The organism is Corynebacterium tardum (assembly GCF_046717785.1).
In the GTDB taxonomy this organism is placed as follows: Bacteria; Actinomycetota; Actinomycetes; order Mycobacteriales; family Mycobacteriaceae; genus Corynebacterium.
On the sequence record NZ_CP177104.1, the window covers coordinates 1,978,574 to 1,991,547 of the forward strand.

General features: G+C 52.7%; 10 protein-coding genes and 1 pseudogene. 6 read left to right on the top strand and 5 right to left on the bottom strand.

Annotation, left to right across the window (positions count from 1 at the left end; genetic code table 11):
* Positions 1-159: 159 nt before the first annotated feature.
* From ACLI1P_RS09585 to ACLI1P_RS09595, 3 genes are all read left to right on the top strand, one after another.
* Positions 160-1,071, top strand: a complete 912-nt coding sequence (locus ACLI1P_RS09585; RefSeq protein WP_411708708.1) for a hypothetical protein — start codon at positions 160-162, stop codon at positions 1,069-1,071.
* A gap of 765 nt (positions 1,072-1,836) precedes the next feature.
* Entirely contained in the window at positions 1,837-4,104 is a 2,268-nt protein-coding gene (locus tag ACLI1P_RS09590) for a TOTE conflict system archaeo-eukaryotic primase domain-containing protein (RefSeq protein ID WP_411708709.1), read from the top strand.
* Positions 4,105-4,235: 131 nt separating this feature from the next.
* Positions 4,236-6,419, top strand: a complete 2,184-nt coding sequence (locus ACLI1P_RS09595; protein WP_411709714.1) for an AAA family ATPase — start codon at positions 4,236-4,238, stop codon at positions 6,417-6,419.
* Here ACLI1P_RS09595 and ACLI1P_RS09600 read toward each other — a convergent pair.
* Together ACLI1P_RS09600 and ACLI1P_RS09605 are read right to left on the bottom strand one after the other, a co-directional pair.
* Positions 6,416-6,568: a transposase gene (locus tag ACLI1P_RS09600; RefSeq protein ID WP_411708710.1), complete on the bottom strand. Its 153-nt coding sequence runs from the start codon at positions 6,566-6,568 to the stop codon at positions 6,416-6,418. The two genes, ACLI1P_RS09595 and ACLI1P_RS09600, sit on opposite strands and share 4 nt — an antisense overlap.
* Positions 6,569-6,912: 344 nt before the next feature.
* A complete protein-coding gene (locus ACLI1P_RS09605) occupies positions 6,913-7,761 on the bottom strand; it encodes a hypothetical protein (RefSeq protein ID WP_411708711.1) in 849 nt (282 codons plus the stop codon).
* Between the two features lie 120 nt (positions 7,762-7,881).
* On the opposite strand from ACLI1P_RS09605, the gene ACLI1P_RS09610 reads away from it, so the two are divergent.
* The 3 genes from ACLI1P_RS09610 to ACLI1P_RS09620 all read left to right on the top strand — a co-directional run bounded on the left by ACLI1P_RS09610 (position 7,882) and on the right by ACLI1P_RS09620 (position 9,402).
* Positions 7,882-8,163, top strand: a complete 282-nt coding sequence (locus ACLI1P_RS09610; RefSeq protein ID WP_411708712.1) for a hypothetical protein — start codon at positions 7,882-7,884, stop codon at positions 8,161-8,163.
* Between the two features lie 280 nt (positions 8,164-8,443).
* A complete protein-coding gene (locus ACLI1P_RS09615; protein ID WP_411708713.1) occupies positions 8,444-9,136 on the top strand; it encodes a hypothetical protein in 693 nt (230 codons plus the stop codon).
* 2 nt (positions 9,137-9,138) lie between these two features.
* A complete protein-coding gene (locus ACLI1P_RS09620) occupies positions 9,139-9,402 on the top strand; it encodes a transposase (protein ID WP_411708714.1) in 264 nt (87 codons plus the stop codon).
* On the opposite strand, the pseudogene ACLI1P_RS09625 reads toward ACLI1P_RS09620, so the two are convergent.
* The 3 genes and pseudogenes from ACLI1P_RS09625 to ACLI1P_RS09635 form a co-directional block, all read right to left on the bottom strand.
* Positions 9,330-9,854 (bottom strand): annotated as a pseudogene (locus ACLI1P_RS09625) (transposase family protein); the annotation flags it as partial. The gene ACLI1P_RS09620 and the pseudogene ACLI1P_RS09625 sit on opposite strands and share 73 nt — an antisense overlap.
* A 103-nt stretch (positions 9,855-9,957) precedes the next feature.
* Positions 9,958-10,782, bottom strand: a complete 825-nt coding sequence (locus tag ACLI1P_RS09630) for a hypothetical protein (RefSeq protein ID WP_411708715.1) — start codon at positions 10,780-10,782, stop codon at positions 9,958-9,960.
* 408 nt (positions 10,783-11,190) lie between these two features.
* Positions 11,191-12,468 (bottom strand): APC family permease, encoded by a 1,278-nt coding sequence (locus ACLI1P_RS09635; protein WP_411708716.1) that lies wholly within the window; start codon positions 12,466-12,468, stop codon positions 11,191-11,193.
* Between the last annotated feature and the right edge of the window lie 506 nt (positions 12,469-12,974).

A 12,974-nucleotide genomic window follows, 5' to 3' on the forward strand; every position in this document is an offset into this window, starting at 1 on the left:
GCTGCCCTTGTCACATACTTCGGAAAGAAGAGCACAACCATCGCCAGGCAGGGATTCACTTGAGAGAAAGCTAGACCTTTCACATACTTGACCAACTTCTATTAAATTGAGGCTGTGCACATTTGAAATCTTTGTGTCCGGCTCGGGGAAAGGCTAGCAGTGAGCAACGAAACGAGTATCGACGCCAACTTCCTTTGTGAGAAACGTCCCTTCTCAAACTCACAGATAGATAAGTTGGGGGAGTTCTATGCAGGAAAGCGCAGTACACCGCCGGATTGCCAAGAGGAAATTATTACCTGGTACGAATGGTTAAAAGACGCGGCGTCGAAGCTGGTTTCGCTTGCAGTTCGCTCCATAAAGGTCGACGGACGAGGACCTTTCGAGGTCGTGCAATCTGCCCGAGTCAAGACTAGGTCATCGATTGCAGACAAAATTAACAGAGGATCCCGGTTATCGGCGATGCAAGACTTCGCCGGTGTTCGATTCGATCTGGGCGCGACTCACTCCATACTTCTTGAGATTGCCCAGGTTATTGAAGTTTTAGTCAAGCAAGCCAATGCGGAGGTAACCATCAAGAATTACCTCTCGAATCCTCAGCGGGGATACCGCGCGGTACATGTTTGGGTTACGAGTAAAACTACCGGTCGCGTGGAAATCCAATTGCGCACCCAGCTACAAGCTGAATGGGCAAATACATTTGAAAAACTGGCAGATTTTACCGGCCGACGAATCCGATACGAAGATGACTACCGTCCTGCACATCCCGTCTTACAATCTGTATGGGAAGACTTACTCGAAATCTCTGAAAATTTCTACAACATCGAGTCCGATCTGGAAGACGGATACGAAACAGTGCAGAGTAGCTTGCAGTCCATAGTCGCGACATCACGAGCCATCCCCGTAGACCCGCATATGCACAGAATCCGAGCTGAGTTCTATACGAATATGGCGAACTATGAGTTAAAATTAGCCGACACAGCCGAGAACAACACTGGCACCCTCAAAGCGCTGAGAAAACTACAGGACTCCCTTACTGACCTTCCTATCGAAAGCGAGCAGATTAATGACTGATTTCATAATCACGTACAGACGCAGCTCGGGCGAGTCCGTCATAGAGCAATTCTCGGACTCGGCTCAAGCTTTAAAGGAACGCCTCCGCCGCGAAGCAGCGATTGACGATCCTAACGTTGAGATTGCCCATATCTCAGCGCCTTCCCTGGAGTCCTTGAGGAAGTCGCATTCACGGTACTTCATGGGCAGCGTAGAGATACAAGGCGACCAGGTGGACGCGGCCTAAGCTGCGCCCACGGCCCTAACTATTTCAACCTGCGCCCTGGAGCTGCAAGCGTGCTACCGAACTTCAAATCTTTGGACCAAATTTTGATTTGTCCCTGATTTTCCCATCTACTCAAACGGAACAAACCCAGGGCTCTTCAATCGGCACCCAAAAGGCCAATTCTAACCGCACCGACACGCCGAGCCAGCCAAACATTTGGGCCTTAACCCGCAAAACTAATTGACCCTCACCTGCCAGTAGCCTCGGTGAGGGTCGAGCAGCTGTACGTGATGTAGGGCTGCTCCTAGCTCAAACTATTCCTCATGTAGCCCGATTCAGTCAAGAGATTCAGCGCTGATCCGCCTCAGCGCCGCTTTAGATACTCAACACGAACTGGATTTTCATCAGGTCCAATGGCCAATCAGGAGTCTTACGGACGGCGTGCGGCGTTCCGGCAGCCAGATCGTGCGATTATTCTAGGCAATACAACGTTGGACGGACAAGACCTTTAGCCGCATGCCGTCCTATAAACCAGTTCCGACGTACAAGGAACACGCACCATGACTGAACAGGAACGCCTCCAAGCGCTTGAAACCCGCGTTAGCGAATTGGAGTCCCAGGTAGCCCAGCTACTGCGGGCCCTCGGTCATGCTCCTTCACACCCGAGGCCTTCAGACTCACCGCCGCCGACTACCGTTCATTCTGAAAAGCGCTCACCGGAGCAGAAGATTGCGCTCTTCATGGATTACTTCTCGGGGAGGAAAGACGTCTACGCAGTGGCCAAAAATACTGCGGAGAAGAAGGCCTGGTACCCGGCCAGCAACGGCTACTATGACCGAAGAAACCCTGACCTGAAGCCATTGACGCCGAAGGTGATCGAAGGACATTTGCGCCGAGATAACCACTTCCACGTCGGGCTTTATCCATTGTGTACAGATGATAGTTGCCGGCTTTTGGTCTGCGATTTTGATGATGACGACTTCAAACAAGCCGCTCGTTCCTACGCCGAAGAATGCAAGAACCACGGCCTCGATGCGCTCCTAGAAGTATCACGTTCTGGGAACGGTGCGCACGTCTGGCTCTTCTTCGAAGAGCCCATTCCCGCCAGCCTCGCTCGTTCTGTAGGCATCGGGCTTCTTGCCAAGGCCAGCCCGGATTCCTACTTCTCCAGTTTCGACCGATTCTTTCCATCCCAAGACACACTGCCGGCGAAAAGCCGTGGCTTCGGCAACCTGATTGCCCTCCCATTAGCGGGCCACCATCGATCCGAAGGCACAACAGTCTTCGTCGACAATGATTTTCATCCATTGCCAGACCAATTCGAGGCTTTGGCAAGTACGAAGAAGTCAACGCTTTCCGAGCTCAAGAGAATCTACGCTGCGCTTCAGCCCGATCCCGAGACCTCCCTTCCTCAGGCACCCACTCGCGCAGAACTAAAGAAGCTCAAAGCCTCGGGAAAAGTCCACGTCACGCACGATTCACACGTCCACGTCGATTTATCAGGCGTCGACGCCACCACTCGTACAGCCCTGCGGCACCTAGGTGCTATTGCCAACCCACAGTTTTATATAAAACAGGCCCAGCGTTTCTCCACTTTCGGCACTCCACGGATCATCGTACGTTTTGATGAGAAGGACCAAGTCCTCACGCTCGACCGCGGCACGCTCGATGACGTCATTATAATCTTGAAAACTGCAGGATATACGGTCACACGTCGCAGCCGCACACCTAAGCCCCGACGCATTGATGCGTCATTCTCCGGTGAGCTACGTCCCTACCAGCACGCAGCTGTCAAACAGATGCTCAAACACAAGTCTGGAATGCTCATTGCTCCTCCCGGCACTGGAAAGACCGTCATGGCGTGTGCAATTATCGCTCAGCGCTCAGTGCCCACGGCAGTGATAGTTCCATCGAGGGAGCTGGCTACCCAATGGCGCCAAGCCCTCGAGCAGTTTCTCCCGGAAGTACAGGTAGGCCAATACTCAGGTGCCAAGAAGAAGCTCAGCGGCGTGGTAGACATTGTTACAGCTCAGTCCATCAGCCGTAGCGATTCCAAGACTGACTTTCTCTCCAGCTACGGCCACATCATCGTTGATGAATGCCACCGAGTCGGTGCCGCCGGATTAACCAACGTTCTAGCTCACCTCAACGTTCGTTTTATGCTCGGTATGACCGCGACACCGTACCGATCCGACGGCCTCGATAAGCTGCTTCCCCTGATCTGCGGCCCTGTCCGCCATACCGTCGAGCTCAAACGCCCCGGACGCCGCGACTACGTAGTCCACAACACCGAGTTCACTTACGATTCCCCTTACCTGTTCTGGCCCGACCTCGACACCGCTCTGGCGGCGGATAAGAACCGGAATCAGCTCATCGCTGACACCATCAGGCAGGCCGCCCAGAATGGAAAGAATGTGCTCGTCCTAGTGAAGCGACGCGAACACCTCGCCGCCCTCAACGCATTGCTTTCCGACGCCCCTTTTCCCGTCCTTCAGCTGCACGGCGGACAAAAGGCAAGCGAGAGGCAAGCCGTTCGTGAGAAACTTGCCGCAACACCGCATTTTGTCCTTTTAGCCATGTCCCAAGTAGCCGGCGAAGGCTTTGATCTTCCTGCACTTGATACTCTTGTCCTGGCAGCGCCTGTAAGCTTCCGTGGCGTTGTCATTCAGCAGGTTGGCCGAATCACTCGCGATGCTGATGACGAGGAGAACATCTCTGCCACCGTGCACGACTTTCTCGATGCCAACGTCCCAGTCCTCACCGCAGCCTTCAGAAAGAGAAGCTCGACCATAGCCAAGCAGGGGTTCACTCGTGTCGGCAGGTTTTAGTCAACTTATCTGCCTAGCATTCTCAAATTCGAGACACTTTCCGGATCCGTCCTTCAGCTCCGAATGTAGAGTGAAGCGTATCGAACAAGGAAAGGCTATAACCGTTGTTACGAGAAATTGACCTAAGCGAATTGCACTGCTTTGCAAATGACCAGAAATTGGACGGCCTCACGCCTAATAGTTTCGTTTTTGCCCCCAACGGATCAGGAAAAACATCGATCACGCGCCTACTTACCTCGCCCAAAAGCGCTTTAAAATGGGACCACTCTGCGCCTATATCTCTAAGAGTGTTCAACTCGGACTTTCAACGCAAAGCGTTTGCAGGTTCAGAACTCGAAGGCGTTTTTCTACTCGGCTCCGACAGCATCAAGCTCGAGGAACAACTCATCGAAGCTAGAGAAGAAAGAAAACGACAAAATGACAATCTCAATCAAAAGCGGGATGCCCTAGTTCAAAAGCAGTCCGAGTTAGGCGCGCGAAAAGGCCAACTGGGCGAGACACTTAAGGATATCAAAAAATCTATCCCCAAGAACATCGCCGAAAAATGGACAGGAAGTAAACGTGTTGACAGTCTCATAGGTAATTCTTTAAAAAAATTTAATGGAAACTCCATCGCCCCAGATTGGAATTCACTAGAAAGCCAGGCAGCACTTCTTTTTGACGAGACTGCGAAAGAGTTCAAGATCCCAGGTCGCCCTAGCCTTGAACTTCACCTTTTTGAAAGTCTGCCAGCCCTTTTAGCGAAGCCCCTGATCCCAGCTAAAGAGTTGCCACTGTCGCGGCTGATATCAGAATTTAAACTGTTCGACTGGGTCGCAGAAGGCCAGGAACACCTGGCAGAAATGCATAAGCACGAGGAAGACCGCTGCCCTTTCTGCCAACAGGAGCTACCTGCAGGGTTCGACAAAGCACTAGCTTCACTATTCGATCGTGAGTACGAGCAGGGAAAAGATGCAATTGAATCCTCCAGAACGAAGCTTGAACAGTTCAGCAACGCCATCACAAATTTCCTAGATGAGAATGACGACCAATTCAGAAAGGTCGACGCAGGCGGGATATACCTTCAGCGACGCGCCGAGTTTGAGCGCCACATGGAGGAGGCTCGAGCCAAGGTGAGGCAAAAGATTCAAGAGCCAAGTCGAGCAATAGTTATAACAGATCTAGAAGCGACAATTCTGCATTTTTCAGAGATGCTGGACGAATTGTATAAAGAGATGAGTCAGCGAAACGAGGTGCTAAAAAGAAAAGAACAGGAGCGCAGGTTGTGGCTCGATCAAGTCTGGAACGCATTTGCAAACGGTTCAGCTTTCGGTACTTTGAATGACTATAAGACATCTACTGACCGACTAGAAAAAGCGATCGCCGGATTGGAAAAGCAAGTTATCCAGGCTCGCGAGTTTGTAAAAGATGCAGAAAAAAATCTCAGGGACCTCGAAGCGGAAACGGTTTCCAGCGAGTCAACCATCGCAAAAATCAACAAGATGTTAGAAAAGTGCCAATTCCACAGCTTCCGCCTTGCTAAATCGAAGCACAAGAAAGACGGTTACACTGTCATTCGGAACGATGGCACCGCAATTGATCCCCTAACTTTGAGCGAAGGGGAGAGAACTTTTATAACTTTTCTCTACTATTACCAGTCCCTCTCTTCAGTCCGCGGGAAAGATGAAACCGAAGAACTGATCGCTATCATCGATGACCCAATTTCAAGCTTGGACTATTCGATCATGTTTGTGGTATCGAGTCTTATTCGCGCATTGTTGCAGGAAATCAGAGATAAAACCCATCCGAGAGTGAAGCAAGCCATTATTCTCACCCATAATCCTCGGTTCCACAACGAAGTTGCATTTAGACTCAGCCAAGGCCGAAAAGATGACGTGAGTTTCTTTAGGATTAAGAAACTCGCTCCTTCGCCAAATAAAATTCAATGTTTCGGTACTAGCAATCCAGTTCGAACCTCCTACCAGGAACTTTGGAAAGCGGTAACAGATCTGGGAGACGGTAAAAGCATTGAGACTCCCGGGTGGCTACCAAATACTCTCCGCCGAATCCTGGAAAGCTACTTCATAACTTTGGGCGGTGCCCCAGACCTCTATTCTTTAGGCGACGACTTATCCAGTGAAGAGCAATCCATACACAATGCTCTTATTGCTTGGACTCACCACGGCTCGCACGAGGTCATCGAGTCTGACGACTTTGCCATCACTTCAGAGCCATGCGAGGTCTGGTTAAAAGCATTTCAACGAATATTCACCGATTCTGGCAATAAGGCTCATTACGAGATGATGATCAAATCTGTTTCTTCTAACACCCCTTAGCCTTCATTGCAGGAAAGCGAAGGTCTTCTAGACAAAATCGCGCATCGTTTGTCTGCTGCTAGGTGCATGACGTGAAACGGGTCCATGACTTTATTCGCCTGTGGTAGTTGTTCTTCGACTGCGGTGGCATAGCCAGTGAACCCGTCCATTGTTACTTACCTGCATCTGCTCCTGGAAGCAGGGGCCACGTCCCTTAAGCCACCCTCTGAGCACCTCTGCGGAGCGTCCTGCTCCCATGTCTAACAAGCGAGCAGGCTCACGCCCGTCCCCTAATGGAGTGAGTTCAACGAGTATTGTCTCTAGGTTTGATGACTGACCTGATTTACGGGCCATCAGACACTTTCTTTGCGTATGCAGATGACACAGCCAACGAGCAACTGCAAGTTAGAAACTTGGCGATTCGCAGACTCCAGCTCCTTGGACGGCAACTGGCAGTCTATATCTGGAGGGGCCAAATGGAACTCGCGCAAATCGGAAAGTTCTCTGCAGTCTCCTACTCGCTGACTACTTCACCATCAATTACGGGAGGATTGGCGGGTCTACTTTCAAACTTGTCAGCAAACTCTGGCAACAATTCATCAATATCATCAAACTCACCATTTAGTTGACGTTCGAACACGTCAATAAGGCGTTTGCCCATCGGCTTGAACGAGGCCCACGCAATTCCACCGGAGACAGCTCCACCAAGAACTGGAACGCCCTTAGTGATCGTTTTCTCGACGGTCTTTTTGGTGATCTTCGCGCCAAGCATCGTGCCGGTTTTCTTGAGTAAGGGGTACCAAACAGTTTTGGTCAAAGCTTTTCCAGCAACCTTCCTGCCTACCCGGGCCCCTACTTTTTGGGAGGTATTGGCAATCAGCGCAGCAGCACCAGCCGCGCCGAACATTCCACCCAGATAAGCCATTACACGGTTCTTTGCCTCATCTGAAAGGCCAGACGTCCCGTTAGACTCGAACAGCTCATCTTCCCCATACAGATACGCGATCTGTTGCGCCATACGCATTGCAAAACCAAAATATTGCACAACGTCCGCAACGCCAGCTGGAATCATTACGAGGACATTGGCAGGGATACCGGATGCGAAAGATACCGCAACTGTCTTGGTTGTATTGGACGCTACAACCTTTTGGGCATGCTTTCGAAGTGTCGCCTGTGAGAAAACCGCCTGCGGACCATGCTCAAGAATCTCTTCCAAGTAGGGTGAGCCCTCAAAATGCTTGTTTAAGAATTCGGCGCGATCCACCTTCACAAATGGAATTTTCGATGCCAAATTGATCGTATTAAGGGCATTTTCATATAAAGCTTGCTCGTCAGTAGCGGACAATTGCAGCTTCTTTGCCATGGCAAAAACTCCCAATATAAAGGAAAACTAACTACAGCCAATCTTAACTCAAGACCCCATCTCGCCTATGAGCTTCCTTGCTCGCGCACAGTATAGTTCTCCTTGCAAACACTTGATTCGATGTTTGAACAGGCATTCGCTGCTAACTTTATAAAGTGTCCTGCGTATTCGGACTACCCCGGCAACACCGATATCGCGGTCCCCATCCCCATGGGCGGTGAAGGTTCCTGGGGCATCGTCGAGAATGATGGCCGGTTCGAGGACTGTGGTCCAAACGATTTGGGAAAAGGTGAGAGTATCAACGGCTTGGGCGAGGCGATGCGGTTCGCTTTTACGGACACCGTTGACTGTGCACCAGCCGCGCTCTGGGTTGATGGCGACGTCAAGGCTGGTGGCCACTGAGCCAGCGAGGACGGTGGTGCCGTTGCTGTCGAGCGAACAGCTGCTGTGTTCCACGCCGATGCGCGCACCGGAGGAGTCGCAGACTATTTCAACGCTCACGGTGGCGAAAGGGACGCAAGTTTCGCTGTTTTCAACGGTGTTGCGACCGGCTATTTGGTAGCAGTGTCGTGACTATCCGGTAGCGCTTTAGTGAGTATCTGGTAGCAGCTCAGGGCGCTCGGGATGATACTTCCGGTAGTCGCACCATCCGGGTGCGGCGTGTACTGGAAGGAGTCCGCTGATGACGGATTACCGTGCGGTGATGACGCTGCTTTTAGGGAAGCGTTCTTACCGCCAGATTGAAGACCAGCTCGGGTGCTCGCACCGCGCGATTTCCCGAGCGAACCAAGCGCTGCGAAGCCTTGGCCTGACCACTGCCCAGCAGGTCGCGGCGTTGACGAATGACGAGCTGGATGAGATATTCGTTGATAAACGCACCAGCGGGCAAGGCGAATTCGTCCCGATTGACTTTGACGCGGTCGTTAAAGCACGCACAGGGCGTGCGAAGCAGACACTGCAAGTATTGTGGACTCGCTACACTACCACCCCCGCCCAGCCGGGCCAGCGGCACTACAGCTACGACCGGTTCCGCCAGCTGGTTGCCTCCCATGTCGATGCGGCCGGGCTGACCGCCCGGATCACTCACGCACCAGGGCATACGATGCAGGTGGATTGGGCAGGGACCAGAATGCGCCTGTACGCCCCTTCCGGCACACCGGGTGAGAAAGTCAGCATTTTCGTCGCCTCGCTGCCGTATTCAGGGATGCTGTTTGCCTGTGCGTGTGTTGACCAGCGGCAGCAGTCCTGGCTTGATGCCCACCGCCAAGCGTTTGACTACTTCGGCGGGGTCTGCCAGGTTGTTGTACCCGATAACGCATCGACGGCGTCGAACGCGATCACAAATGGGTCAACACCCGCGAAGAGCGCAGGCTAAAGATGTGTTCTGATGCTCTTATAGGTGCACGAATCAAGACCATCTTCGATGACGAGCACGGACTCTATGGTGCTAAACGCATCACTGCAACCCTCAATGACGATATGGACTTTCCTCCGATCAATCACAAGAAGGTCGCAAGCATCATGAAATCCATGGGGCTGAAAGGCCGGTTTGATGCCTGGCCTGGTTTTCTGGCGTGTTTCCATACATGTTCATCGACTCCAAGGACGCGAACCCCGTCTAGATGGTGGGGGTCGCCGTAGACAAGCTGGCGGCAAGCATCCAGTGCGACGTGGTTGACCAGGTCCCAGCCCACACCGAGTGCTTTGGCGGTAGCTGACACACTCATCCGATCAATGGCAAGGCGCTGCAAGATCCAGCGGGTGACCCGGTGGGTGAGCTTGGCACCGTCATCAGCACAGGTTAAAGATTCTTGGAAGATCTTTCTCTTACATGATGCGGCTGTGCACCGGAACCTTAGGACTTTTACGTGCAGCCTGGTGGGGAATCCAACAACAGGAAGATCAACGAGTCGACGGGTGATGTGGTCGCGCAGCTTTCCTGGCTGTCCGCAGTCCGGGCACACGCCGCTAACGGCTACTGGCGTAGCCTCAATGAGGGTCAGTGATCCGGCGTCAGCGGCACCGGTGATAGCAAGTCCGATTTCCGCAGTACGGCAGATGGTGTCGGCGACGAGGTTTCCAGTAGGCTTCACAGTGCGGGTCCCTGGTGGGTTTAGATGGTTGGGTAAGAACTTTCATCTTCACACCAGGGACCCTACATGTTGTGGTGACCCGCTGAACCCGTCGTTTTCTGCCTCACCCGCTACGCACCCCGAAACCGAAAGAGCCCGTTATCTGCTCCGCAAGTAGTTCCTGCCGGTACACTTGGGCAATCTCTGGCTGTTTCTTTTCAATAATCTCGATTAGCCGCTGAGCCAAGCCGAAAAGCCTTGCCCCCTCTGCTTCAGCCGCTATTTCTCGTTCGTACTTCCGTACCGCAGCAAAACCGCACCATTCACGCCAGAGTTCAAACATCGGACGGTAGTGCTCACAATAGAATTCCCATTCCCATCGCGCAGAATTAATTCCGTGATGCTCTTGGAGCTTAAATTTCCACTCTTTCTCTTCTTTTGCCACGACCTCAAGCACTTCATCAGGAGAGACTTCCGCGAATCTTTGCACAATGCGGACTCCGCCAAGGGGAGATATTTGCAGCCCTTCTTTGCAGGGAGCGGATAGCACTCCCTCCAAAAGCACGTCCAATGGGGAATCTACTAGCTTTTCAAGAGCCTTCGCATCGGTGATCACAAAATCATCGCCGCTTCCCAGCTCTATGGCTTCTCCCAGGCGGCAACTCTCAATCATGAAGCTTGCAGCACTGTCTTCCTCTTCCCCACTTCGTTGCGCGTGAAGTCTCACCTGATGATTCACTAGTTCATCAATCTCAGCGGCCTTAGCCCACGGTCCCTTAATTCGCGGCCGTGGGACCTTACGGATGGATCCGTCCTCAAGCTCTAGGGAGTACCGAAACGAGGCTTTCCCCGAAGGCTGAATGTCCACAACCCGAGCTTTTAAAGATTGGCCGACGATGGAATCGCTTTCTCTAAACGCAATTACGTCTCCAACCTCGACCTTGTCCATTAGCCCATTCCTCGCTTCTCGACGCCGACTGAACACTGTCCTCTCAAAGTCTAGTGCTAATTCATGCCGTCAGCGCCGTGCTTGCCGACGTCCCTCTTTCCCACCAATCCGGCCATGCAACCCCAGGACTCCGCAAGCTTCTAGGTCTACAGTTTCCGCTATTCGCAAACCCACTTCTCTCATCCTCGCCGTCTAAAACAACAACGGCTAAAGAATTAGCTTCGGCAAAGAGCCCCGACAGTGCTTCAAGCACCACCGAGGAGGACGAAGGCCCCTCCCCAACTCACCTGTCAGATTGGCGGCGTTTTAGCTGTTCTGAGTTGCCGCAAGCCTGGTGACAACAGCGTGCCCGCCAGCTTCACCTCAGGTGCCCGCGACTGGCCACAGCGTCTGAACACGACCGACTAGCTATTCCAGAATCAACGAGGCCGTCTTCTCCGGCGGCACTTCCTTAAGCTGTCGGCTCTTGACAGCCCACGACGCAAGCCCCAGCAATATCCAAACCACCAGCGCGATGAGCGGCGCCGTTCCCAACATGCCAGGCGAGCCTGGGACAAACAGGAGCGCCAAGAACCCAATGGAGAGGATGCACCCAGCCAGCGCGAAGTATTCGTAAAACTTGCTCGGCGCAATCGGCTTGGGCATCCCAGGAACCTGTCCGGTGCGCGCAATCTTCCATGCACAGAAGCACGTGTAGAAATACGCCACCGTGATGCCAGCACTGGACATATCGACAACCCACGTCAAGGCCGCGCGCCCAAACCACGGGGTCACCAGGCGCACTTCGCACACTAAGAGAATTGCATTGCGCGGTGCGCGCTCCTTGCTGTTTAGCTCACCTAACCGACTAGAGACCAGGTTGGCGCGACCAAGGGTAAATAACACACGGCTTGCTGCAGTAAAGGACCCATTAAGTCTAGTAAGGACTCCAGCGCTGACAGCAACGACCATGAGTACCAGACCTGCCGGCCCCATTACCTCGCTAATGGCTGCAGCCGGCGGCCAGGCCTCCTCTTCATAGGCAACGTGGTGGGTTCCCACAGCGATCGAGGTCGCGAGCATCATCGCCAAGTAGATCAAGGTCGCCGCAATAACTCCCCACATCAGAAGGCCCAATGCCTTCTTTGGCGAGAAACTGAACTCCCCTGCCAGCTGCGGGATAGAATCAAACCCCACGTAGGCCCATGGGGCAAAGGCGATGATGGTCGCAACCGCCGCCACCGGTGGGACGTCGATTGGGAAAGCGGGGGCAAGCTCGGGACGCTCAGCGATGTAATAAATCACCATCGACGCCACGATGACCACCACTGCCACAATCATGAGCGCAACGGCAAAGAACTGGAACTGGCCTGAAAGTGCTGCGCCCTTGGTGTTCAACCACGCAAACAAAATAATGAACATCGAGCAGATTGCTACTTCGGGCAAGTAGATGGTCCAACCGGCGTCATCGTACAGCGCGCTCCGCGTAACCAACTCGGGAAACGTGACACGGAAGACGAGCGTGACCGCCGACGCATTCAACGCGACGACGCACGAGTACCCCAGCCAGTTTCCGCAACGATCACCATCGTGAAGACCGGTTAGGAATGCATTGTTTTCCGAAGAGTCTGATTTTCTAGCTCCTTGTTTCCCACCAGATGATTCACTTTTGAGCGCTGGGACCTTGCAGAGGTTCCCAGAGCGCATTTCTGGGAGGCCTAGAGATTCTCGATTGAAGATCTGATGACCCGATAGATTCAATCCAAACTTCTGCCACTCCTACGAAAGGTGGGAGGCTAATGCCAGACAGGAAGGCCCCCAAAATCCTTTGCACGAAAAGAGAATTGAAATAGTAGAATTTTTACTTTTTACCCCAATATTACAACGCTTGACGACGTTCCGCCGTTACATCACCCACCCCATCGACACTGCGCCACCCCCTCTTCCCCCCTACACTTAGCCCCTTTGGCAGTATCAACGTCCTCGCATGTCGGAAACGAAGGCAGTCCCGACTTATCCATCGCTCGACTTCCACCGTGAAAATCGGAAAACCATTTACACTTCAACAAAACTGGGAAAGGATAATCTAAGAAGTCACAACTCCACTGCCAGAGACTCACCGATTTCCTTTCTCCCCTCGGGCCAAAAATGCGGCCGACCAACAATCCGAAAAGCTCAGAATATTCATTTCTTACAATCGCTATATACTGAAG